This window comes from Streptosporangium sp. NPDC053982, from assembly GCF_055585205.1.
In genome coordinates, this window is the sequence record NZ_JBVJKQ010000016.1 from 45,131 (window position 1) to 68,265 (window position 23,135).

The window sequence follows — 23,135 nt, forward strand, 5'->3', positions numbered from 1 at the left end:
CGACGTGCCTTATCGGCCCGGCACGGCCTGGGAGACGGCGTGCCTTATCGGCCCGGCGCGGCGCGGGAGACGACGTGCCCGGGGACGTCCACCCCCGCGGCCAGGGCGGGATCGGCCTCCGGCTCGCCCCAGGAGGCGTGCAGCGGCAACACCCCGGCCCAGACGGGCAGCGCGTAGTCCTCCTCCTCGTCACCCGGCGGGCCCTGCCGTACCTTCACCGACGCCTCCGCCAGGGAGAGGGCCACCACGGCGGTGGCGGCGAGCTCCTTCCGCGTCGGCGGGCGGACGGCGTCCCACTGACCGGGCGCGAGCTGCTCGGTGATCGCGCGCAGTCCCTCCATCCGCTCCTCCGGGTCCGTCACGACGCGGGGACGGCCGTAGACCACGGCGGAGCGGTAGTTCACCGAGTGGTTGAAGACCGAGCGGGCCAGCACGATCCCGTCCAGGTGGGTCACCGTGACGCACACCTCGCCCTCCGCCCGCAGCGACGAGGAGCCGGTCGAGCCGTGCAGGTAGAGGGTGTCGCCGACGCGGCCGTAGCAGGTGGGGAGCACCATCGGCGCCCCGTCGGCCCGCACCACGCCCAGATGGCAGATCAGCCCGGCGTCCAGCACCTCGTACAGGTCCTCGCGGCCGGTCCTGGCCCGTTCCCCCATGCGGCCGGGACGGGTGCGCGGAGTCGTGGAAAGCATGCCTCTAACCTATGGAGAAGTGGACATGGGGAACATGGCCACTTTTCTGTGCTTCCGGGAGACCACTTTGCCGCGCACCTCCGTCGACCTGCCCGTCTCGGTGGACCGTGACGCCCTCGTCCCGCTCACCGTCCAGCTCGGGAACCGGCTCCGCGCCGCCATGCGCGACGGCACCATCAAGTCCGGCGAGCGCCTGCCCTCCACCCGCGCCCTCGCCCGGCAGCTCGCGGTCAGCCGCACCGTCGTCACCGAGGCGTACCAGCAGTTGTACGCCGAGGGCTGGCTGGACGGCCGCCACGGCTCGGGCACCTACGTGGCCGACGTGGTCGTCCACGCGCCCTTCCCGCCGGTCGCCCCCGCCGTCGCGCCCGCGCCCGCTCCCGTCGCGTCGGCCGGAGCGGCGGGGGCCGCCGGAGCCCCCGGGTCCGGTTCCGCCGGTCCCGTTCCCGCTGTGAGGGGCGCCGCTTCCACCGGTCCCGTTCCCGCCGCGGGGGACGCCGTTCCCGCCGGTTCCGTTCCCGCCGTGAGGGGCGTCGCTTCCGCCGGCCCGGGCGGGACTCCCGCGAAGCACGTGATCGACCTGCGTCCCGGCCGGCCCTGGGTCCGCGACCTCGACCGGGCCGCCTGGCGCCGGGCCTGGCGGGCCGCCGCCGACCTGCCGCCGGGGGACGACCCCGACCCCTACGGCCTGCCCCGCCTGCGCGAGGCGCTGGCCGAGCACCTGCGCAGGACCCGGACGGTCGCCGTGGGCCCGGAGGACATCATGGTCACCCGGGGCACCGGCAACGGCCTCGACCTCATCGCCGCCACGCTGCTGCGTCCCAGCGACCGGGCGGGCGTCGAGGACCCCGGCTACCGGGTCGCGGGCAACGTCTTCGCCGCCCGGGGCGCCGAGATCGTGCCCTGCCCGGTGGACCGGGACGGCGTCGTCGTCGAGGAGCTCCCCGACGACCTGCGCGTCCTCTACACCACCCCCGCCCACCAGTACCCGCTCGGCGGACGCCTGCCGATCCCGCGGCGGGAGCGCCTGCTGGCCTGGGCCCGCCGTACCGGCGCGATCGTCGTGGAGGACGACTACGACGCCGAGTTCCGCTACGACGTCGCCCCGCTGCCCGCGCTGCACTGCCTGGACCCCGAACGCGTCGTCCTGCTCGGCACGCTGTCGAAGTCCCTGTCCCCGGACGTGGGGGTCGGCTGGCTGGTGGCCGCCCCCGGCCTGCTCGCCGCCGTCGCCCGGACCCGCCACGACCTGGCCGACCGTACCGGCGGCCCGGTCCAGCAGGCGGTCGCCGTACTGCTGGAGAGGGGAGACCTGGACCGGCACCTGCGGCGCATGCGGCTGGAGTACGCCCGCCGACGCGCCGCCGTCGTCGACGCGCTGGGCCCGCTGGTCAGCGGCGACACCGCGGGGCTGCACGTGATGATCGAGATCCCGCCTTCCGCCGTCCCCTCCGTCGTCGCCCGCGCCGCGGAGCGGGGCGTGCTCGTCGACTGGACCGAGAGCCCACGCCGCAGCGATCGGCCGCGCCGGTACGGGCTGGTGCTCGGGTACGGCGCCGCCTCGCTGACCGAGGTCAGGCGGGGAGCCGCGGTGATCGCCGAGTTGATCGGGGACATACGGCGGTGACCCGTCTGGCGGATGAGCGCCGAATGGCGTTCTAATGTTTGGTCATGAGCACGCCCGGCATCAACTGGTCCCGCCTGGTCGCCTGGATGGCGAGCAACGTCCCCGACCTGGGGGAGCCCACCGGGGTCTCCCTCATCTCGGGCGGGAAGTCCAACCTGACGTATCGGATCGACACCCGCATCGACACCCGGACCGACACCCCGACCGGCGCCGGGGACCGCGCCCTGGTCCTGCGCCGTCCCCCGCTCGGCCACATCCTGCCCACCGCGCACGACATGCGCCGGGAGTGGCGGGTCATCTCGGCGCTGGCCGGGACGGCGGTGCCGGTGCCCGAGCCGATCGCCCTCTGCGTCGACGAGGACGTCATCGGCGCGCCGTTCTACCTGATGGGACACGTCGAGGGGCGGGCCGTCAGGGGGCGGCAGGACGCCGAGCTGTCGCCCGGGGACGCCAGGGCGCTCTCGGAACGGCTCGCCGAGATCCTGGCGGCCATCCACGCCGTCGACTACGAGGCCGTCGGCCTGGCCGGGTTCGGCCGCCCCGACGGGTACATGGCACGCCAGCTCGAACGCTGGGGGCAGCAGTGGGAGCGCTCGAAGACCCGCGAGCTGCCCGAGTACGACCGGCTCGCCGCGCGTCTGCGCGACCGCCTGCCCGCCGCCTCCCGCGCCGCCCTCGTGCACGGCGACTACCGCCTGGACAACACGCTGGTACGGCTCGCACCCGGCGCGGCCCCCGACATCCGGGCGGTCGTCGACTGGGAGATGTCCACCCTGGGCGACCCGATCGCGGACCTCGGCCTGACCCTGACCTACTGGCACGACCCCGGCGACGACGAACGGGCCGCCCTGCCGGTCGCCGGTGACATCACGCTCACCCCCGGCTTCCTCGACAGCCGGGGGTTCGCCGAGCACTACGCCCGGGTGTCCGGCGCCGACCTGGGCGACCTGGACTTCTACCTGGCGTTCGGCAACTACAAGCTGGCGGTCATCGTGGAGGGCATCCACGCCCGCTTCGTCCAGGGCAAGACGGTCGGGGAGGGGTTCGACGAGATCGGAGCCGCGGTGCCGCTGCTGGTCGCCCGGGCGCACCGGGCACTGGACGAGGGCCTCTGATCCGTTCCCTTCACCGCGGCCCCGACCCCCGCCATGCTCCACCGTGCTTCCGTCCTCACCGCGAAGTTCGTCCTCGTCGTGATGCCGTCCCGCACGCGCCCCCGTCCCGCACGCGCCCCCCTCCCGGGCGCGCGCTCGCTCCGGTCGCGCTCCCCGGCCCGCCCGCCGGGGAGCGAGGCGGCCCTACTTCTTCCGGAGCCCGGCGAACAGCCGCTCGGAGGCGCGGGCGTTCCATTGCAGCCGGTTCACGTCGGCGGGGTGCTGATGCACCGGCACGATCACGAACTCGACGTCACCGGGCTTGACCGTTCGCAGGCTCGCGGCGACGCTGAGCATCGTCTCCGCATCGAACCCGGGGTCGGTCCTGACCCACCTGCGCGCCTCGGTGAGGAAGCCCGCCAGCTTCGCCGGATCGCCGGTCAGCTTCTCCGCCTTCTTCACCAAGGCGGCCATCAGCCCCTGCTGGCGTTGGACGCGTATGAGGTCCGAGCCGTCGCCCAGGGTGTAGCGGATCCGCGCGTAGCCCAGCGCGGCCCTGCCGTCCAGCGTCTGCCGGCCGGCGGGGAGCTTCACCTTCGCCTTGGGGTCGTCCACCGCCCGCGGCAGCGTCACCTCCACCCCGCCCAGCGCGTCCACCAGCTTCGCGAACCCGGAGAAGTCGGTCTCCATCGCGTGGTCGACGCGGATCCCGGTCAGGGACTCCACCGTCTTCCACGCGCAGTTCAGCCCGCCCTCCGTGTAAGCAGAGTTGATCATTCCGGTCCGGGCCGGGACGGACTTCCCGCCGGAGGCCCGGCAGGAGGGGATCCGGACGATCGAGTCGCGGGGGAAGGAGACGACCGTGGCCTTCTTCCGTCCGGCGGGCAGGTGGATCAGCAGCATCGTGTCGCTGCGGTCGCCGATGTTCCCCTTGTAGCGGGGGTTGAACGCCTCGCTGTCCGTTCCGACGAACAGGATGTCGAGGGTCCCGTCGGCGGCGGGCGGGCGCCTGCCCTCCGGGGCCGTGACGGATGGGTCCCCGACGGCCGCCTGGAAGCCGTAGGCCCGGAGCACCACGGGGACGGCGACGGCGGCGGCCGCGGTGACCGCGGCGGCCAGGCCGAGCGCCGCCCAGCCGCGCGTCACCCGGAGCGTCCGAAGCGGCCGGGCGGCCGGGAACATCCGGGACGTCCGCTGCGGGCGGGACGCGGCGCCGAGGAGACGCCGCCGCTGGTGCGTGAGCGTCGCGGGCGGCTCGTGCTCCAGATCGCGGCCGAGGTCGCGGAGCATCGTCAGGTCGTCCATGGTCACGCCTCCTCCTGGTGCAACGGGTTGGTGTCGCCGAGCGCCGCGCGGAGCTTGCGCCGGGCCCGGTTGAGGCGGGACCGCACGGTGCCGACCGGGATGTCCAGGGCCCGCGCCACCTCCTCGTACGACAGGTCGCTCCAGGCGACCAGCAGCAGGACGTCGCGGTCGCGGGCCGCGATCCCGGCCAGGGCGCGGGCGAGCGCGGGCCGTGACGCCTGGGCGGTGACCCCGGCTGCCACCCGGTCGGCGGGCGACTCCACGACGTCCTCGGGGGCGGTGCGCAGCAGCGACCGGTAGCGGGCGGCCTCGGCGCGGCGGTGCCGGGAGACCAGCCTGGTGACGATGCCGAACAGCCAGGGCCGGGCGTCGTCGTAGGTCAGGTCGTAGCTCCTCCGGCGGGCGAAGGCGACCAGGAACGTCTCCCCGACGAGGTCCTCGGCGCTCTCCGGACCGAGCCGGCGGGAGACGTACCGGTAGAGCATCGCCGCGTAACGGTCGAACAGCGCGGAGAACGCCTCCGGCCGCGTCAGGGACTCCCTGACGAGGTCGGAGTCGAGGCTCCGGGCGGTGGGCGGAGCGGTCATCGCGGGCACCATGGCATCAAGGCCGGCCTTCCGTGGGACGGGTGGTCATGGTGTATCGCCACACCCCCGCCCCCGGGTTCACGCCCGCCGCCGCGCCGCTCCCGGCCGCACGGCTCTCCCCACGCGTACGGCCTCCCACCCGCACGGTCCCCGGCGTACGGCGGCGGCCGGGCGGTGCCCTACGTCAGGAGGGGTCGGTGGAGGCCGCCACGGCGCGGCGGCGGGCACCGCGACGGGAACGCCGTGCCAGCCGCCCGGTCAGCAGCGCGCCCAGCGCGGCGACCGTGGTGACGGAGGCCAGCGCGATCATCGCCCGGTCCGTGGTGAACGTGCCGCTCATGAAGAACGCCTCGCTCACGATCATCCCGAGGGCCACGCTGAGGGCCAGGGCGAGCGCCGTGCTCTCCGTGGCGTCCCCGGCGTGGTCACGGCGTCCGAACAGCGGGCGCGCCAGTGCCAGCACGGCGGTCCCCGGGCAGGTGAGCATGAAGACGATCGTCACCGTGACCCGCAGGAAGCCCACGTCGGCCACGTGCGTCACCAGCAGGGCCAGCCATCCGGTGAGGGCGAGCAGCGGCATCGGCCAGCTCGGCCGGTTCGAGGGGGTCACTTGCTCTTCTCCGGGATCATCTCGTAGACGACGCCCCCGGGGGTGCGCAGGAGCAGCTTGAAACGGCTCGACGCGGCGGCGCTCTTGTCGAGCCGGTCCACCGTCCCCTTGGGGAAGGTGCCCGCGGTCTCGGTGGCGGCCTTCTGCGCCCGGTTGATGATCAGATACGCCTTGCCGTCCGGCGGAAGCCAGGACATCAGCCTGGTCAGCGACGGTATCGGATTCTTGATCATCTCCGGCAGGGTGGGGACGTTGTCGGGCAGGTCCTTCACGGCGGTGCGTGACGGCGGCAGCTCGTCCAGCCAGGTGCGGTCGTAGCGCTCGTAGTAGTCGTAGGCCCCGGGGAGGACGAACGTGGGCGCGATGATCTGCGAGCCGGGCGGTGCGACCTTGTAGACCGCCTGGACGAGCGCGACCTCCTCGGGGGTGAAGTAGTTCGTCTGCTCCTTGCCGTAGTTGCCGAAGAAGAATCCGGTGACCATCAGCAGGAAGACGAGCGGCAGCACCGTCAGGCGGACCCACTCCCGGCGGGCCGGCAGGAAGAGGGCCGCGGCCAGGAACGCGGTCAGCGGCAGCGTGAACAGGTAGACCCGGAAGACGATCTCGCCGCCGTAGCTTCCGCCGGCGAGGAACAGCAGCGGGCTCAGCCCGATCGCGACCAGTGGCAGCCACGCTCGCCTGAGCAGGTGGCGGCGCTTGTAGGCTCCGGCCAGCGCCAGCAGCCACAGCCCGGCGGACAGCGCGCGGTCGGCGTAGGCGACGATCACCTGACCCGGGGAGGCGTCACCGAGGGCGATGAGGCCGTCGTCGAGGTTGCCGCCGGCGTCGCCGAGCGACTCGAGGATGTCCCCCAGACGCTCCTCCAGGAGTTGCCGGGCGGCCAGCAGGTCCCACCCCACCACGACGATCGCGGTGACCGCCAGGATGCCGAGGTTGCGGTGGCGGCGCAGCAGGACCAGGGAGAAGAGCGCGGCCGTCAGCACCAGCGGGGTGAGCTGGTGGGAGGAGGCGATGCCCAGGACGACGACGACCAGCAGGCAGGACCAGATCAGGCGGGTCCGGGTGCCGGAGACGGGCGGAGGCTCGGCGGCCAGCGCCTCGGGATCCTCGCCGGCCCGGATCGGGCCGCGCCGGAAGCGCCTGACCACGACCGAGAGCACGATCAGGTAGAGGACGAGGGTGGTGGCCTGGGGGGAGAAGTAGTCCTGCCCGACCCAGGAGCAGGAGAAGTAGATCCACACCGCGCCCCACACCAGCTGCCGGTTGCGGGTCACCGTTCGCCAGAGCAGCAGCAACGGCAGGAGCAGCGCGGCGTTGAAGGCGGCCGGTCCCCACACGGCGATGCCGAGGGCGTTCTCCAGTCCCGCGGCCCTCGTCATGAGGGCGAAGAAGGAGAAGAACCCCGGCCACTGGTGGTAGGCCGACAGCGACGTGACACTGTGGTCGGTCGCGCCGTACCTGATCAGGTAGTCGATGACCGAGACGTGCTTCCACGCCCAGGAGTAGCGCAGCGACGGGTAGAGCAGGGCGGGGGTCGCGTGGAGCACGGCGATCAGCACGAGCACGTAGCCCGCGTGCCATAACTCCAGGGCCTCCCGGTCGCCCAGCAGGCAGACGAATCCGATCACCATGACCGCGATCGCCAGCCAGAACGTGACCGGCATGACCGTGATCAGCCCGAGGTCGGTCATCCCGTCGAGGTGGACGCCTCGGAGCGACAGCCCCCACAGGATGCTGGCCAGCGGCAGCGACGTGCGGGAGACGAACCAGGTCAGGGTGCTCACCTGCCGGGCGGTCCCCTCGGTGCGCGTGGTCCGCAGCCGCCGGGCGACGTAGCCGGCGTTGACCGCCGCCAGGCCGAGGAGCATGACCAGCAGGGCCTTCCAGCCCTTGACGTCCACCGGGCCGGTGAAGGTGACGGCCCGGAAGATCGCCTTGGGCAGCCCGGCCCGGACGGGCGCCAGGTGGGCCAGTGCCCCCTCCCGTCCGCTGGCCCGCCGCGGCACGCCCGCCTGCGACCGGCCCTCGGCGAAGCACCGGGCCAGGAAGTAGGACAGGCGGGCCCGGCGCGGCGGGACGTTCAGCCGCACGGCGGCCGAGGGCTCGTGGATCAGCTTCGCCTCGGGCGCGAGCTCCCGCAGGCGGGAGCGGAGCTCGGTCGCGGTCCCCCCGGTGGGCTCGGCGGCGGCGTCGCCCGCGCGGCGGTCCAGCGTCTCGGGGAAGCCGCCCGCCTCGGACAGCGTCCGGCGCCGGAACGACAGGGCGCCGCCGTACAGGTCGTCGATCTCCTCGGTCTCCTCGGGTGCGCCGGTGCACGGCACCCCCAGGACCCAGGACAGCTCGGTGGGGAACCAGTCGGGACGGCCGGCGCTCCAGCGCGGCGTCACCCGGCCGCGCACCGCGACCACGTCGTCGTCGGCGTAGGCGGCCAGCAGGGACGCCGACCATCCGGGCTCGGGCAGTGAACCTTCGTCCAGGAAAGCGATCACGTCACCGCGGGCGTTCGCCAGCCCGAGGTTGCGCGCCGCGGCCGCGCCGCCCGCCTCACGCCCCGGCAGCACCGTGACGCCGGCGAGTTCGGCCTCGGCCCAGGAGGCCAGCTCCGGACACCGGTCGACGACCAGGATGATCTCCTCGGGCGCCGGGTCCTGGGCGCGCAGCGCCGCGACCGTGGTGGTCAGCCGGGCCCGGGAGTCCATGGAGTCGCCGGCGAGGACCACCGACAGGGACGGCTCCGCGGTCCGCACCGCCGTCCTCCCGGCCGTCAGCACCGAACCGGCGGACACCGCGCCGGACGATCCGCCGGACGGTACGGACGAGGGTACGGAGGACCCGCGGGCCCGCGAGCTCAGGAGGTCGGCCGGGACGCGCCAGCTCACGGTGGCGTCGTCGTCCTCCACGGGGGGAGCGAGGACGACGAACTCCTCGGCTCCCTCTTCCTCCCCGGGTGTGTCGCCTTCGTCGCTCCCGCCTTCGGGTGAGGCGTCGCCGAACGGGGTCCGGGACGAGGCCGGGGGTGAGGCGTCATCCGCCTCCTCTTCCGCGTCGCTCTCGCCGTCCCGGCCGGTCCCGTCACCGGGTGAGGAGCCTTCGTCCTCGCCGCCTGGTGAGGCGTCCGTGTCCGTGTCCTCCTCCGCGATGAGGATCTCGATCTCGTCCTCGTCACGGTCGCCGGCTCCGTCGCGGGCTCTGCCACGGTCTTCGCTGTCGCTGTCGCTGTCGCTGTCGCTGTCGCTGTCGCTGTCGCTGTCGCGGGCGTCGGCGCGGGCGTCGGCGCGGAGCGCCGCGAGCGAGGCGCCGGTCACGACGACGGTCGCGCCCTCCGCACCGGGTCCGTCCCGGCCGGGGACCGCGTCCTCCTCGGCGGACCCGTCCCTGTCGGCGGGCCCGCCGGGGGCCTCCTCGTCGGCGGGTCCGCCACCACCGGGGACCTCGTCCCCTGTTTCGTCCTCAGTCCGGTCCTGGCTCTCGGTCCGGTCCTGGCTCTCGGTCCGGTCCTCGGTCCGCAGGACGGGCCACACGGGCCAGAAGGGCTCGTCATCCTCGCCGTCCGAGGCCGCTTCGTGGCCGGCGATGCCGCCCGAGGGCTCCTCGTCGCCGACGGCGCCGTCCGGGGGTTCCCCGGACGCGACGGTGCGACCCGAGGCCGCTCCGGACGCGGTCCCGCCGCCCGAGGGTTCAGCCTCGTCCGAAGACTCCCCGCCGTCCGTGGACTGGTCCTCGTGCGAGGACTCCACACGGTCCGGCGACTTCCCGCCGTCCCTGGGCTCAGCCTCGTCCGTGGGCTCCTCGTCGCCCCGGGAACGTTCCGGCGTCCCGGACGCCTCGGTCTCCCCGGGGCTTCCGGGAGGCGCGGCCGGAGTGGACGGCGGTCGCGAGAACGCTCGGGTGGCCGGCTCCTCGTTGACTTCTTCGGCCTTCCTGCCCGCCACGTCGCCCTCTCCCGGTCCCCGTCATGCCAATGCCAGACCCCGACTTTACTCCGCGCGGATTCTCCTCCGTGCCTGGCTGCCGGGACTCCCGCCTGGCGTGTTCCATCGGGATCCACCAGATTCCCGGCATACCGCCGTCCGAGGCCGGGTCCCTTCCCGGCGCGGTGCCGTCATCGCCCGCGCCCGTCGCCGAAGCGCCGCCGTCCGGGTCGTCCCCGGGCGGCGGCGCGTCGTCGCTCAGCCCGTGGCCTGCGCCTCGCCGCCCTGCGCCGCGCCCGGCTGCTTGAAGTAGGGGTCCCGGCCGGCCTCGGCGAACGCCTCCATGACGCCGGAACCTGTCAGCCTGAAGTCACAGGACTCGCCGTCGACGTTGTTCCACTGGATGAACGCCTTGAGGTTGGGCATCGTCTTCGCCACGTCCGGGATGTCGCGGTACCAGTCGGCACGCGCGGAGGAGTCGCTCTTGTCGCTCTCGGTGCCGTACTCGGCCAGCATCATCGGCTTGCCCGCGAAGCCGTTCTCCTGGAACCAGTCGTAGGTGGGCCGCACCGTCTTCTCGAAGTCCTGCCAGGGGGCCTTGCGGCAGGAGGCGAAGTTGTAGGGGTCGTAGCTGATCCAGTCGACGTAGTCGTCGCCCGGGTAGTACGACTTCCACCGGTCGCGGAACGGGTAGTAGCCGGTGACGCCCCAGACCCAGACGGCGTTGTCCGCGCCCTCCTGGCGGAAGCCGTCGACGATGTGCTTGTAGGCCGCGATGTAGTCCTTCGGGTCCTGGCCGGTCTCGTCACGGTCCTTCTCGCCGTCGAAGCCGACCAGCACGGGCTTGCCGTACGCCCTGACCCGGGCGGCCTGGTCGATGATGGCCTGGTCGTAGTATCCGGCCGCGATCTCCTTCCAGGGGATGTCGAGGTTGTCGCTCCAGATCGACGACTCCCAGCCGAGGAGGGTGAGACGGTCGGAGCTCAGCGCGACCTCGCCGTCCCGGAAGAACCGCCCGGACGGGCTGTCGGACATGTCGTGGTAGCTGATAGTGATGTCCAGCTTGCGGCCGATCTGCTTCTCGACGGCCTCCACGCCGGAGACGAGCTGGGCGTCACTGGTCACCGGCACGTGCATGCCCCACCAGGCCCCGCAGGGCGGCACGAGCTTGTCGGTGGGAGCGCAGGAGGTGGGAGAGGCGCTCTCTCCGGGGATCGTCGGGGGAGGGGGCGCGGCCGCCTCGCGATCGCCGCCGCCTCTGGAGACGAGTGCGTAGACGCCCGCCGCGGCCACGAGAACGCCGGCCAGGGCGACGAGCAGCCACCGTGAGACCGGGGATTTCCCCGCGGGTCTGGCGTGCCTTCTGTTTCCAGGCTGGCTCATGAGTCCGTCCGAGTGGGTGAGGCCGAGAGAACGGTGACGATCAACATAGAGCGCGTCTTCTCAGGTCGTTCGAATTTTAATTGATTTTTATATGAGATCATGCCCGTCCGCTGTTATGGCGAGCATAAGGAGACGCGCTTAACCGCAGGTGGTCGCCGCTTCTGCCGTTTCTTACGGTTTCCTGTGAATCTGTGGACTCACGGATTCCATCGGTTTCCGCCGGACGCCGCTTTCTCCGGTCCCCCGTGGACGCGAATCCCGCCGCGGCGGGGTCTGGCGTCCGTCAGATGCCGCGGCCGATCCGCAGCAGCCGGCTCACGATCGCATCGGCGGGAACCCCGGCGATCACGGCCAGCGCGAGGTAGGCGCGCGGCTCCCAGGGGCGCTTGCGCACGGTGCGGCCGATCCAGCGCAGCGCCTGCGAGGAGTGGCCCATGGACGCCTCGGCGAAGGCGATCTTCCCGCTGAGCTGCGCGTAGCCGCCCGCCCCGGCGAACTCCGGGTACTGGTCCAGTATCCAGCGCAGCGCCTCGGAGACGGTCGCGCTGATGTCGACGAAGGAGAAGTAGGAGGAGTTGTGCATCCGCAGCCGCACCCCGATCTCGGGGAGGTTGGTGATCGGCCCCAGCTTGGCGGCCCGGAGCTGCAGCTCGTAGTCCTCCCCGTAGCCGCCGGGCAGCTCCTCGCTGACCAGCCCGAAACCGTCCACCAGCGCCTCGCGCCGCATCAGGTAGGTCGAGGGGTGCATCGCGGGGAGCTGCTTGTTCAGCAGGTCGCGCAGGGTCACCGAGGTCATGGGGATCGACCTGGGATAGGAGGAGGTGTCGTTGAACATCTCCACCCCGCAGGTCACGAAGTGCCCGTCGCCGAGCGCGGCCACCTGGGCGCGGAGTTTGTGCGGCAGCCACAGGTCGGTGTCGTCGCAGAAGGCGACCAGCTCGCTGTCGGCCATGAGGCTGCCGGTGTTGCGGGCCCCCGCGATCCCCGGCTGCCGCTTGTTCGGGGTGACCAGCACGCGGCGTCCCGGGGCGTCGGACGCGAACGACTCGTCCGTGTCGCTCTGGTCGAAGACGGCGACGCACGTCACGTCGCCCGGGTAGTCCTGGCCGAGGATCGAGTCGATCGTCTCACGGAGCAAGTCGGGGCGGTTGCGGGTGGGAATGACTGCGGTGACCGCCGGCCAGTCGTTCACGATGGGTCCTTTCAATGGAGCTTGAGCTGTGGGGAGACGCAGGTCGAGCGCCGTGGCGGCAGTCTAGGTGGTTCAGGCCGCCGTTCTCAGAGGCTCGTCCGTCGAGGAGACGGCCGGCTCGGGTCCGCGCCGTGTCCTGCGCGCCGGTGTCAGCGCCAGCGCGGCGGCGCACAGGCCGAGCAGGACGGCCAGGGCCACCTGCGGGGACCCCGTCGAGACGAGCCGGAAGACGATCGTCACCAGCATCACCGCGGGCCAGCGCAGCCGCTCACCGGCACGGAGCGTCCGTACGGCCAGCGCCGCCGGAGCCAGCGCGGCCACCGCGAAGGCGGCCGGCGCCCACGCCAGCAGCCAGGTCGGGTCGGTCAGGCCCATGGCACGCGCCAGGAAGGCCGGCAGCGCCAGCAGCAGGTCGCCGCCCGGGGCCTCGCCGGTGGTCATGATCCGCAGCACCCGGCCGGCGAGCTCCGCGGCCGGACCGGCCTGCGCCGCGGTGGCGTTCAGGCACACCGCGACGGCGACGAGCTGCGTCCACAGTACCGGGCGGCGGCGGTTCATCAGCAGCTCGGCGGCGAAGGCCACGATCAGCAGCCCGGCGCCGGCGACGGCCGCGGCGGTGGACGGGAACGACGGGGCGCCGCCGGACACGGCGGCGAGCGCGACCACCGCCAGTCCCTCGGCGGTGATCAGCGGCGGCAGCCAGGCTCTGGCCCGCACCGCCAGGGGCACGCGGGGCCGTACGGGTGCGGCCTCCCGCCCCGCGGCCCGGTCCGGGCCGTGCGCCGCCGACGACGCCACGGTCGCCACGGTGGGCTGGGCGTCCACGATCATCATCACCAGGGTCGGGGTCTCGTCCGGCGAGAGATCGGCCTCCGCGGCCGGGGCCTGCGGCGCCGCGCGCAGCACGGAGACCAGGCCGGGCGTGACGACGGCCACCACGACCAGCTGGGCGGTCAGCGCGCCGATGCCCACGCCGGTGATGCCGTAGAGCCGGAAGAAGACGAACGACAGGCTCACGACCAGCACGCACAGGAGCGCCTGGAGCATCAGGAGCGTCCGTACCCGGCTGCGCGCGCGGAGCACACCGAGATAGATCTCGATCACCGCGTGCGGCAGGCACGCGAGGGCCAGCAGCCGCAGCACCGCCGCCCCGTGATCGGCGTAGGCGGGACCCCAGCCCAGGCGCAGCACGAGCGGCGCGCTCAGCGCGGCCACGGTGACCACCGGGACCAGCAGCATCAGGGTCCGCCGCAGCGCGAGGCGGCACTTGCCGGCCAGCAGCGAGGGGTCGCCGGAGCCCTCGATGGTCAGCGAGATGGCCATGTTGAGGGCGAGCATGTCGAAGACGCCGACGAGCGTGACGGCCGCGCCGTAGTATCCGGCGACCTTCGCGTCGACGCCGCCCGACACGATCGCCGGCACGAGGTAGACGCTGATGAGGATGAGCAGCGTGCCGGGGAAGTCCCCGGCGAGGAAGCGGCCGATGCGGCGCGGGCGGGGCGGGGCGCGGTGGGCGCCCCTGGCGGCGGCCATCGGCGACAGCCTGCCGAAGATCGCGATGCTGATCGGCACGACGGTGATCGCCACCGGGATCGTCCAGGCGAGGAAGATCCCGGTGCCGGGGAAGACCGGGGCCAGCACCGCCACCAGGACGATCTTGGCGATTCCGACGCCCACCCCGATCAGCGGCACCCAGGTGGCCTTGCCCAGGGCGGTGAGCACCACGTCCTGGAGGGTGAAGACCGACCACAGGACGACCGATAACAGGAACCACCCGGCCGTGCCGATCCCGTGCAGGCTCCCGTAGTTGGGCCCCCAGAGGTCGAGCGTGGCCAGGAAGAAGCCGGTGGCCAGGGCCGCCGCGCCACCGCCCACGAGGTACGCGGCGCCGACGAGCCGCCCGGTCGCCCGCCCGCCCTCGGGCAGGAAGCGGGTCAGCGCGCCGACGAACCCGAACGCGGTCATCGCCGCGAGCAGGCGCATCGCGGCGATGAGCGCGAAGGAACGGCCGTAGTCGCCCTCGGAGTAGAACCGGGCGGCCACCGTCCAGTAGGCGAGCCCCAGGGCGCCCGCGGCGCCCGCGTTGACGATCAGCGAGTAGGCGTTGCGCAGCAGGGGGTCGTTGAGGTCCTTGGGAAGACGGCTCCACAGGTTCTTCAGCGGCCCGTCCCGCGTCACCCGGGTCTCCGCCGTTCCACTGGAGAGACTCGTGTCACTCACCTGCCGTTACCCGCCCCCGCGCGTACAGCGTCGAGACCTGGCGCCACCCGTAGCGTGTGCGGCGCACCAGCGCGTAACCCTTGGTGAGGGCCCGCTCCCGCAGGTAGAGCAGGGGCAGCGCCTCTCCCTCGACGGCCCTGGTGAACTTCGCCATGGACGTCCGCTCGGTGACCGTCAGGCGGGGGATCGAGAGCATCTCGTCGCCTTCCTCGAAGGCGTCGTTCGCCACCGCACAGGCGGTCCAGTACCCGGCCCGGCGCACCTCCCTGCGCACCCGCGCGCTGGAGTAGCCGTAGGGGTAGGCCATCGTGGCCACCGGGCGGTCGATCTGGTCCTCCAGGAGGGTCCGGTTGGTGCGCAGCTCGTTGCGGAGTTCGGCGTCGGGGAGCTGGTCGAGCTGCGGGTGACTGTGGCTGTGCCCGCCGATCTCGATGCCGCAGGAGACGGCCTCGCGGACCTGGCTCCACGCCAGCATCGGCGCCAGCCTGCGCCCGGCCGCGTGGGGGCCGGCGTCCTGGACCCAGCCGCTGGTCACGAAGACCGTGGCGGGATAGCCGAACCGGTCGAGGATCGGCAGCGCGTCGCTGTGGAAGTCGGCGTAGCCGTCGTCGAAGGTGATCGCCACCGGTTTGGCCGGCAGCCTCCCGGTCCGGTGCACGCCCGCGACCAGGTCCGACAGCGTCATCGGGGTGAAGCCCCGGTCGTGCAGCAGGCCGAGCTGATCGGCGAAGCGCCCCGGCGAGACGGCCAGAGGCCGGGTCGCGTCGTTCGGGGTGTCGCTCACCGCGTGGTACATCAGTATCGGAACGCCGGTCATGACCGCCCCAGCCTCAGCCGGGCGGTGCCCACCGCGTACCCCCAGGCGGTCCAGGCCAGGCCGACCATGATCGCCGCGGCCCGGCCGAGGCCGGCGAGGTCGCCCCGCAGCGCCGAGCCGACGCCGCGCAGCACCCCCAGGGGCAGCGTCCTCGTGGCGTAGCTCCGCTCGCTCGACAGGCCGTCCTGGGCGCCGACGCTGGAGGCGACCAGGGCCTTGGACAGGCCCTCGGCGTAGCAGCGCGACCGGAAGTAGGCGAAGCCCATCCGGGGCGCGGGGACCTTGTGGCCGATCACCGCTCCCGGCTCGAACAGCATCACCGACCCGGGGCGCCGCTGGGACAGGCGGATGCAGAACTCGGTCTCCTCGCAGCCCAGCGGGCGGCTCTTACGCCCCTGCACGCTGCGGCCGATCCCGGTGTGGAAGCCGCCGACCTCGCCGACGACCTCGCGGCGGAAGGCGGCGTTGCCGCCCATGACGTTGCGGATCGGAGCCCGGACCGTGGGCATGCCCCGGTAGGTGCAGCCCACGGTCCAGTCGAACTCCTCGGGGAACCAGCGAGGGCGGCGCCCCGTGGCCCACAACGGCCTGGTCAGCCCGCCCACCCCCACGACGGACGGGGTCTGGAAGCCCTCCTCCAAAGCCTCCAGCCAGCCAGGCTCGGCCACCGCGTCGTCGTCCAGATAGGCCACGACATCGCCGGTGGCGATCTCCGCGCCGGTGTTCTTGCCACCGGACAGGCCCTTCTGGTGCGTGTTCTCCACCACGACCACGTCCGGATACTCCTGCTTGAGTCTCAGGTGCAGGTCCGGGTTGTGGTCGACCACGAGGATGACCTCGTACGGCGTGCGTCGCTGGTCCAGCACGGACCGGACGGCCGCCCGGATGTCCTCCCAGCGGTCCTCGGTGTAGACGCAGATGACGACACTGATCTTCATGGCTATGCCGCGCCCTGATCCGCCGCGGGGGTGGCAGTGGGCTCCGGCAGCGCCGCGGCGGGACGCCGGCGGCGCTCGCGCAGGATGGTGCGCAGCACGCGCAGGCCGTCGCGGACGACGTGCAGGTTGCTCTCGCCGTGGATCCGGCACCGCTCGTGGCTGGGCACCTCCTGGATGCGCAGCCCGGCCTTGGCGGCGCGGATGTTCATCAGCGTCTCGACTTCGAAACCCTCGCAGTCGAGGTCGAGGGCCGGCAGGTGCCGGGCCCAGAAGGCGTTGTAGCCGTAGCAGAGGTCGGTGTAGCGGGTGCCGTAGAACCAGTTCACCAGCGTGGTCAGGACCGTGTTGCCGGCCCGGCGGCTGAAGGTCAGGTCGTCGCTGCCGCCGCCCGCGGCGTAGCGCGACCCCTTGACGAAGTCGGCGCCGGTGACCAGGGCGCCCACGAACTGGATGATCTCGTGGCCGTCGGTGGAGCCGTCGGCGTCGATCATCACGATGATGTCGCCCGTGCACGCGGCGAAGCCCGCCGAGAGCGCGTCGCCCTTGCCCTTGCCGCGCTGGGTGACGACCTTCACGTTGGGACGCAGCCGCCGGGCCACGGCCACGGTGTCGTCCACCGAGTTGCCGTCCACGAGGACGATCTCGTCGATCCACTGCGGCAGCGTGGCGAAGACGTGCGGGAGGTTCTCCGCCTCGTTCATAGCGGGCACGACGACGCTGACGGTCGGGGAGACGGCCATGTGCGGGGTGATGGGAGTGAAGCGCTCGATGGGCGGCACCGAGCGCAGCACGCCGAGCTGCTTGGTGTTCTGTCTGACGGTGTCAGGATTCATGATGACGGATGTTCCTTTGGTCCTTCCGCCCGCTCGCCCTCACTCGGGAAATGAGAACGGCGTGACTTCGGTAGAGGGAGCTTGCGTTGGGGACGATCGGGGACGTCGGGGACAGGGACAGGGACTGGAGGGGAAGAGGGGGCCGGGGGCCGTCGAGGGGGGCTGAAGGGGCTGAGGGTGTCAGCGCGCCCGCGACGACTCCTGAGCGGCGGGCCGCTCCGGGACGGCGGACCGTTCCGGGACGGCGGCTCGCGGTTCCCCCGCGGCGGGCCGCGGCGCGAGGCCGTTCTCCCGCGGGGTGGTGCGCGACTGGAGGCTCGACCGTGCCCGGCCGTAGCCCTTGAGCACACGGTCGGCCGCGCGGAACAGCGTGGGGTTCTCCACCACGACGGCGCGAAGCCGGTTGACGGGCACCCGTCGCAGCCACTGGGCGGCCGCGACGGGGGACGGCCGCGAGACGCGCGCCTCGGCGACCATGACGGAACCGGTCTTGAGCCAGTCCTTGTACTCGCGCCCGCCCTTGCCCATGTCCACCTGCGCGAGACCCGCCGCGGCGGCGTGCTCGGCCATGTGCAGGTGGTGCATGATCCCGGGCGAGTACCGCGCGTACTCGGGGTCGTAGGCGGGGAACCACCCGACGAGGGTGGTCTCCGTACGGAGGCCGAAGTGCCCGGCGACGGGCGTGTCACCGGCGTAGAGCATGGTCAGGACGCCCGCGAAGTCGGCGGACGGCCCGTCGTGCAGCTCCTCGACGAGCCGGACGATCCACGGCTGGGAGAAACGGTCCACGCGGCCGGTCCGCCGGTACTGGTCGGACTTCCAGCCGAGCAGCGTGCGCAGCGTCGCGGGGTCGGCGGAGTCGTACTCGAAGCGGATCTCACCCTGCTCGCGGCCGAGCTTGCGCTCCTTGTAGCGGACCGTCTTGTAGTTCTTGGAGGACTGGGCGCGCACCTGCTCGACGTAGGCGTCGAAGCCGCCGCGGAGGTCCATGAGCGGCGCCGGCCGCACGTCCGTCTCGTACGGGGCGAACGTCGGCTGGCCCGGGACCAGGTACTCGAACTCGAGGGCGGAGATCCCGCAGCCGCGCAGCAGTTCGCGGGAGTCGAGCCGCAGGTCCGGTACGGAGATCAGCCCGTGGCAGGTGGTCAGGAAGCCGCCCAGCGGCCTGCCGACGCCCAGGCCGTGCCGCTCGTAGGGGAAGAACCCGGCGATGACGCCGTCGTCCTCGATCACGGCGACCCGCACGTAGTTGCGCAGCCGTCCCATGGCCCGGGTGAACTCCACCGACAGGAAGGGGTTGTCGAGGCTGGGGGAGGCCTTCTGGAGCTCGCGCCACCGTGACGCCTCGGACTCCCCGAGATCCCTCGGACTCACGACGGTGATCTTCACTTCGACCCGGCCCCCTGTTCGGTCCGCAAGCGTGCGTTCTTCGGCTGCAGCAGGCGTAGTACGTAGATGAAGCCGCTGAGCACCGCGATCGTCGCCACTCCGGCGCGAGGCGACCATGCGTCAAGGATCAGCATCGAGGTGGCAAGGGAAACGTTCATGACCAGACTTGCCGCTACCCCTGTCGATATTGCCGTAAGAGAGTCACGATCCCGCAACAGTCCTACCACGGCGACCCCGGGGGTAAGCAAAACGAACAGACCCGTCAAAGCCGGCCGCAGCGGGGTGTCGATCCCCACCAGCGCGATCACGGCGCCCCCGGCGCAGGCCACCGCCAGGATCCACCTGAGCACCACGCGGTGACCCGGCATCTCCTGACTCCCCGATCCGATCTCGTTTCAGCACTCGTCTTCACACGGTTGATCGCAGTCTCATGTGACCAACCACTCCACTGCACGTCAATGCCGACGCCTGGCAGAGGTGCCCGGTTTACAGGATCGTAAAAAGAAATGCCGAATTCGGTCGGCCGAAGGTCAGTGACTCAGGTCGCCTCCGGAGCGCTCGGGACCTCCGCGGAGGTGGCGGAGGAAGGGTCGGACGAGGGGACGGGCAGCGGGTCGCCCGGCGGGTCTTCCTCCTCCTGACCAGGTGCTTCCCAAGAAAGGGCACAGCCGAGGACACGGCCTGCGGCTCTGATCGAGACCCGCCCGGAGCCGCTCTCGCTCGGGTCGGCGGCAGTGACCCATATCACCGCTTTCCTGCCGGCCGTCAGTCGTCCCGAGGCGGGGCTGACGTCCAGCCCGCCCGAGGCGGACGCCGACCACGACAGCGCGCCGCCGCTCGCCGTCAGGCTGACCTGCCCCGCACCCCTGCCGAGGTTCGCGGGACACGAGACGGCCGGCCGCCCGGCCGCCGGTGTCGTCGGAGTCGCGGTGGCCCGGCGGGAGGGGCTGCGCCGGGGAGCGGGCCGCGGCGGAGCGGGCCGGGCAGGGCCCGCGGCGCGCGAGGGGGTGGGGACGGCCGGGGCGGACGTCCTGGATTCGGACCCGTCCTCCTCGTCCCCGGTCGGCTCCGGGTCCTCCGGCGCGGTCTCCCCGGCGTCCGCCGGGTCGCCGGGCACGGGCTCGGAGGGGTCCGCCTCCGGCCCGGGGCCCAGGGAGATCACGGCGGGCTCCCCGGCGGGCGCGGCGCCCCGTGCCGGACCTCCGGCGAAACCGCCTCCGGTGACGGCCACCATCACCCCGGTCGCCGCCAGCACGCAGGCCGCCGCCACGACCGCCGGCTTCGCCCCCCGCGGGGCACGCCGGGCACTCCCGCCCGCCCGGCCCGCGCCTCCACCGGCTCGGCCCACGCCTCCACCGGCCGGGCCCGCGCTCCCGCCCGTCCGGCCCGTGTCTCCGCCCGTCCGGCCCGCGGCCTCGCGCCCCCGGTCCGTCCTCGCGCGCCGCGCCCCCGCCGTACGGCGCCGCCCCCCGCGCCCCCCGGCGACCACCGGGAACCCGGACCGGTCGAAGCGGCCGACCGGCCCGGCGACGGCGGCACGGGCGTCACGCAGCTCCGGATCCACACAGGTCGCGATGACCCGGCGGCGCAGGGACAGCGGCGCGAAGGCCGCCGGCACCAGGTCGAGCAGCCGTTCGGCCGGCACGTGCCGGCCTCGCCGCTCCACGCAGACCTCGCAGCGGGCGATGTGGCTCGACAGACGCCTGCGCAGCATGGCCGGCAGCGGGCCCTCCAGCGAGTCCACCATGGCCGACAGGTCCGGGCAGTGCGCCCGGCCGACCTTGGCCAGCACCACCGCGGCGGCGGTGTTCTCCAGGTGGTCGCGGGCGCGGGCGAGCCGGGCCGCGACCTGCCGGGAGCCCAGGCCCAGCACGGCGCCGGCCTCCGCGGCGTCGAGGCCGTGCCGGGCAGACAGCAGCAGGACCTCACGCTCCTGCCCGTCAAGCTCGGCCAGGGTCTCGTGCACCAGGAGGGCCAGCTCCCGCTCACCGGGGTCGTCGGGGAGGTCTTCGGGGTCCATGACCTCCAGGACCGCTGTGCGGGCCGGCTCCCGCGGGTTCCGGGACCGCCCGGCGGACTCCACCCGGGTCAGCGCGTACAGCCACGGGCGCAGCCGTCCCGGGTCGCGCAGCAGGTCCACCCGCTCCCGGGCGGTGACCAGGGCGTCGTGCACGGCGTCGGCCGCGTCGCCGGCCGCGCCGTCACGGTCGCCCAGCAGTGAGTGGGCGTAGTCATGGAGACGGTCGGCATAGGAGTCGTAGAGGGTCGCCGGCGCCGCCGCGCCGGCACGCCGGAGCTCCTCCACCAATCGTCGATCATCGGTTCGGCCTGTGGCCGGCCATCCGGGCACGTGCGTTCCTCCCCGCGGGACGGGCTCGTTCACGGGCCATGCCCGAGACCCCACACGCGTAGGAGACGCCACCCCTGGGCGGCAGGTTGTCCTGAAAGCCCCATGCCATGCGCATACGGTATGAACTGGGGAAACTGTGATTCATGGGGCTGTTGTGAACAGCCTCGTGACGCTCGCCGCGGGGCCGTTCGCGACCGGAGACGGACGCCGGGACGGGCGCCGCCGGAGGGGACGCGCCGGGCCGCCCCCGCGGGGAACGGCGGAGAACGGCGGGGACTCAGCAGTCCGGCAGGCAGGTGCGGCGCCGCATTCCCTCCAGGAAGAACGTGCGGACCTGGAGGATGTCCTTGGCGATGAACGCCTCGCCGCCGGTCGCCTCGGCCAGCGCGTCCATCCGGACCTTGCCCTTGGCGGCATCCGGCCCGAAGGCGATGAGCAGGATGCTGACCGGCCTGTCCGGGTCGTAGGCGTCGCGCAGGTACTTCAGGATCTCCGAGTCGGACAGGCCGCCGCCGGGGTCGTCGTTGCCCGCGCCGTCGGTCAGGACCAGAACCGTGTTGATCTTGTCATCCCGGTACTCCTCGGTCATCTGCGCGTAAGCGGCCCGGAGCGTGTCGTTCAGCCCGGTGTCGCCGGTGGGCACGGCCCGGATCGCCGCGAACTTCCGGGCCAGCAGGTCCTTGCGGAGCACGCCGTCGACGCGCTCGGCCAGCGGGCCGACCGGGACCGTCTTCCGGAAGTCCACCCCGGGGCCGTCGAGGTCGGTGGAGAACTCCCAGACGCCGATCTCACTCTTGGGCGGGAACAGCCGCATGCCCTCGATGGCGATCTTGGAGATCACCTCCATCCGGTCGCGTCCGGTTCCGGGGACCGGCAGGGCCATCGTGCCGGAGACGTCCACCAGCGCCAGCAGCCGCGTGCCGAGGTTCAGCCGCGACCACGACCGCGTCATCCGCGTGATCTCCGCGGGGCCGGGCGTCTTCAGCCGCCGGGGCGCCTCGGCCTGGAAGCCGCCGCCGGGGGAGAGCGCCGCGCCGGCCGTACCGTCCGGGGTGCGGAAGCCCTGGCGGCGCAGCTCCTCGCGGGCGGCCTCGGTGCCGAACTCGGCGGCGAAGGCCGCCGCCGCCCGCCGTACGGCCGGGTCGGCGCCGGTGACCACCAGCGGGTAGTCCAGGTCGAGGGTCCCCTCGGCCGGGTAGAGCGGCACGACCGGGACCTCGGGTTTCTCCGCGGCGCCGAACGCCCACACGCCCTGCTCGGAGGCGACGCCCACGGGGGCGCGGCTGCCCTTCACGCCGAGGCTCGACAGCAGCGCCTCCGGGTCGCGGACCGCGGAGCCGGACAGCGTCTTCAGCGCGCCGGCGAGCTGCTCCTGGCTCGTCCCGGCGGCAGCGGCCGCTCCGGAGGCGGCCAGCAGCGCGCCCAGCCCGGCCGCGTTGGCCACGGGGTCGAGCGCGAGCACCCGCACCTTGCGGCCCGGCCCCTCGACGTTGGCGACGTTCGCGGCGTCGACCACACCGCGCCAGCTCACCTCGCCGAGGTTCTTCCGCAGGTCGCCCACCACGGCCTCGGACGCCGCCAGGACGACGGGGGAGCGGGCGAGCGACGCGCCGGGGGCCGGGACGCCGGGGTTCCTCTCCCGCAGGCCGGCCACCCACAGCGACGAGTCGGGGATCCACACGTCCATCGCGCCCGGCGTGCCGGCGCCGTCCTCCAGCGCGGAGGCCACGGCCGCCGGGGCCTCCTTCGTCACCGCGACCCTGACGCAGCGGCCGCCGACGTCGTGCCGGGCCCTGGTGAAGCGTTCGGCGATCCGGGACACGGCCGGCGCGATGTCCGGTGAGGCGGCGACGCGCACCGCGACCTGCCCCCCGGCGCATCCCCGGTCCCGGTTGACGACCACGAAGGCGGCGACGCCCAGCAGCACGGCCAGTGCGACCGCGCCGGCCAGCGGGGCGAGCACCATTCCGGGCCGGGTACGGCGCTGCCTGGCCGGCGGTGAGGAGGGGGAGGGGTGGCCCTCGTCGAGCTCATCCGTCCGGTGGCGTCCGCCCACGATGCCTTCTCAAGGGGTTCGAAGTCTGGAGCCGGCGCACGCTCCACGGAACGCGCCGTGGCGGGTCACCTTATAGGTAGATGTCCCGCAATGTGCACGGAACTGTACTGGGAATGACAGGTGCGGTGAAA

At 73.0% G+C, this 23,135-nt stretch carries 17 protein-coding genes; 2 read left to right on the top strand and 15 right to left on the bottom strand.

The window, feature by feature from the left end; translation table 11 throughout:
• Positions 1–44: 44 nt before the first annotated feature.
• Positions 45–692: a pyridoxamine 5'-phosphate oxidase family protein gene (locus ACZ6W9_RS28025; protein WP_389966375.1), complete on the bottom strand. Its 648-nt coding sequence runs from the start codon at positions 690–692 to the stop codon at positions 45–47.
• A 34-nt stretch (positions 693–726) separates the two neighbouring features.
• Here ACZ6W9_RS28025 and ACZ6W9_RS28030 point away from each other — a divergent pair, with 34 nt between their 5' ends.
• Both ACZ6W9_RS28030 and ACZ6W9_RS28035 read left to right on the top strand, forming a co-directional pair.
• Positions 727–2,319, top strand: a complete 1,593-nt coding sequence (locus tag ACZ6W9_RS28030; protein ID WP_470120416.1) for an aminotransferase-like domain-containing protein — start codon at positions 727–729, stop codon at positions 2,317–2,319.
• Positions 2,320–2,363: 44 nt separating this feature from the next.
• Positions 2,364–3,434, top strand: a complete 1,071-nt coding sequence (locus ACZ6W9_RS28035) for a phosphotransferase family protein (protein ID WP_470120418.1) — start codon at positions 2,364–2,366, stop codon at positions 3,432–3,434.
• A 183-nt stretch (positions 3,435–3,617) separates the two neighbouring features.
• Here the strand turns inward: ACZ6W9_RS28035 and ACZ6W9_RS28040 are convergent, their stop codons facing one another.
• From ACZ6W9_RS28040 to ACZ6W9_RS28105, 14 genes are all read right to left on the bottom strand, one after another.
• Positions 3,618–4,718, bottom strand: a complete 1,101-nt coding sequence (locus ACZ6W9_RS28040) for an LCP family protein (protein ID WP_389966366.1) — start codon at positions 4,716–4,718, stop codon at positions 3,618–3,620.
• Between the two features lie 2 nt (positions 4,719–4,720).
• Complete coding sequence (locus tag ACZ6W9_RS28045; protein WP_470120420.1) at positions 4,721–5,305, bottom strand: RNA polymerase sigma factor; 585 nt, start codon at positions 5,303–5,305, stop codon at positions 4,721–4,723.
• Between the two features lie 184 nt (positions 5,306–5,489).
• Positions 5,490–5,915: a hypothetical protein gene (locus ACZ6W9_RS28050; RefSeq protein WP_389966361.1), complete on the bottom strand. Its 426-nt coding sequence runs from the start codon at positions 5,913–5,915 to the stop codon at positions 5,490–5,492.
• Positions 5,912–9,847: a glycosyltransferase gene (locus ACZ6W9_RS28055; RefSeq protein ID WP_470120422.1), complete on the bottom strand. Its 3,936-nt coding sequence runs from the start codon at positions 9,845–9,847 to the stop codon at positions 5,912–5,914. The genes ACZ6W9_RS28050 and ACZ6W9_RS28055 overlap by 4 nt, the downstream gene beginning before the upstream one ends.
• 237 nt (positions 9,848–10,084) lie before the next feature.
• Complete coding sequence (locus ACZ6W9_RS28060) at positions 10,085–11,209, bottom strand: glycoside hydrolase family 26 protein (RefSeq protein ID WP_470120424.1); 1,125 nt, start codon at positions 11,207–11,209, stop codon at positions 10,085–10,087.
• A 283-nt stretch (positions 11,210–11,492) separates the two neighbouring features.
• Positions 11,493–12,401, bottom strand: coding sequence for a glycosyltransferase family 2 protein (locus ACZ6W9_RS28065; protein WP_389966352.1), 909 nt, complete (start codon positions 12,399–12,401; stop codon positions 11,493–11,495).
• A 72-nt stretch (positions 12,402–12,473) separates the two neighbouring features.
• Positions 12,474–14,621: a lipopolysaccharide biosynthesis protein gene (locus ACZ6W9_RS28070; RefSeq protein WP_389966349.1), complete on the bottom strand. Its 2,148-nt coding sequence runs from the start codon at positions 14,619–14,621 to the stop codon at positions 12,474–12,476.
• Entirely contained in the window at positions 14,614–15,438 is an 825-nt protein-coding gene (locus tag ACZ6W9_RS28075) for a polysaccharide deacetylase family protein (protein ID WP_389966346.1), read from the bottom strand. The genes ACZ6W9_RS28070 and ACZ6W9_RS28075 overlap by 8 nt, the downstream gene beginning before the upstream one ends.
• A complete protein-coding gene (locus tag ACZ6W9_RS28080; RefSeq protein ID WP_389966343.1) occupies positions 15,435–16,376 on the bottom strand; it encodes a glycosyltransferase family 2 protein in 942 nt (313 codons plus the stop codon). Before ACZ6W9_RS28080 ends, ACZ6W9_RS28075 begins: the two co-directional genes overlap by 4 nt.
• 2 nt (positions 16,377–16,378) lie before the next feature.
• On the bottom strand, positions 16,379–17,209 hold the full coding sequence (locus ACZ6W9_RS28085) for a glycosyltransferase family 2 protein (RefSeq protein WP_362930052.1): 831 nt from the start codon (positions 17,207–17,209) through the stop codon (positions 16,379–16,381).
• A 180-nt stretch (positions 17,210–17,389) separates the two neighbouring features.
• The gene (locus ACZ6W9_RS28090; protein WP_470120427.1) at positions 17,390–18,583 is read right to left on the bottom strand and encodes a GNAT family N-acetyltransferase; all 1,194 of its coding nucleotides are present in this window, start codon (positions 18,581–18,583) and stop codon (positions 17,390–17,392) included.
• An 11-nt stretch (positions 18,584–18,594) separates the two neighbouring features.
• A complete protein-coding gene (locus ACZ6W9_RS28095) occupies positions 18,595–18,906 on the bottom strand; it encodes a hypothetical protein (protein ID WP_389966336.1) in 312 nt (103 codons plus the stop codon).
• 230 nt (positions 18,907–19,136) lie between these two features.
• Positions 19,137–20,903, bottom strand: coding sequence for a sigma-70 family RNA polymerase sigma factor (locus ACZ6W9_RS28100; protein ID WP_470120549.1), 1,767 nt, complete (start codon positions 20,901–20,903; stop codon positions 19,137–19,139).
• Between the two features lie 322 nt (positions 20,904–21,225).
• Positions 21,226–23,004, bottom strand: a complete 1,779-nt coding sequence (locus ACZ6W9_RS28105; RefSeq protein WP_389966333.1) for a substrate-binding domain-containing protein — start codon at positions 23,002–23,004, stop codon at positions 21,226–21,228.
• Between the last annotated feature and the right edge of the window lie 131 nt (positions 23,005–23,135).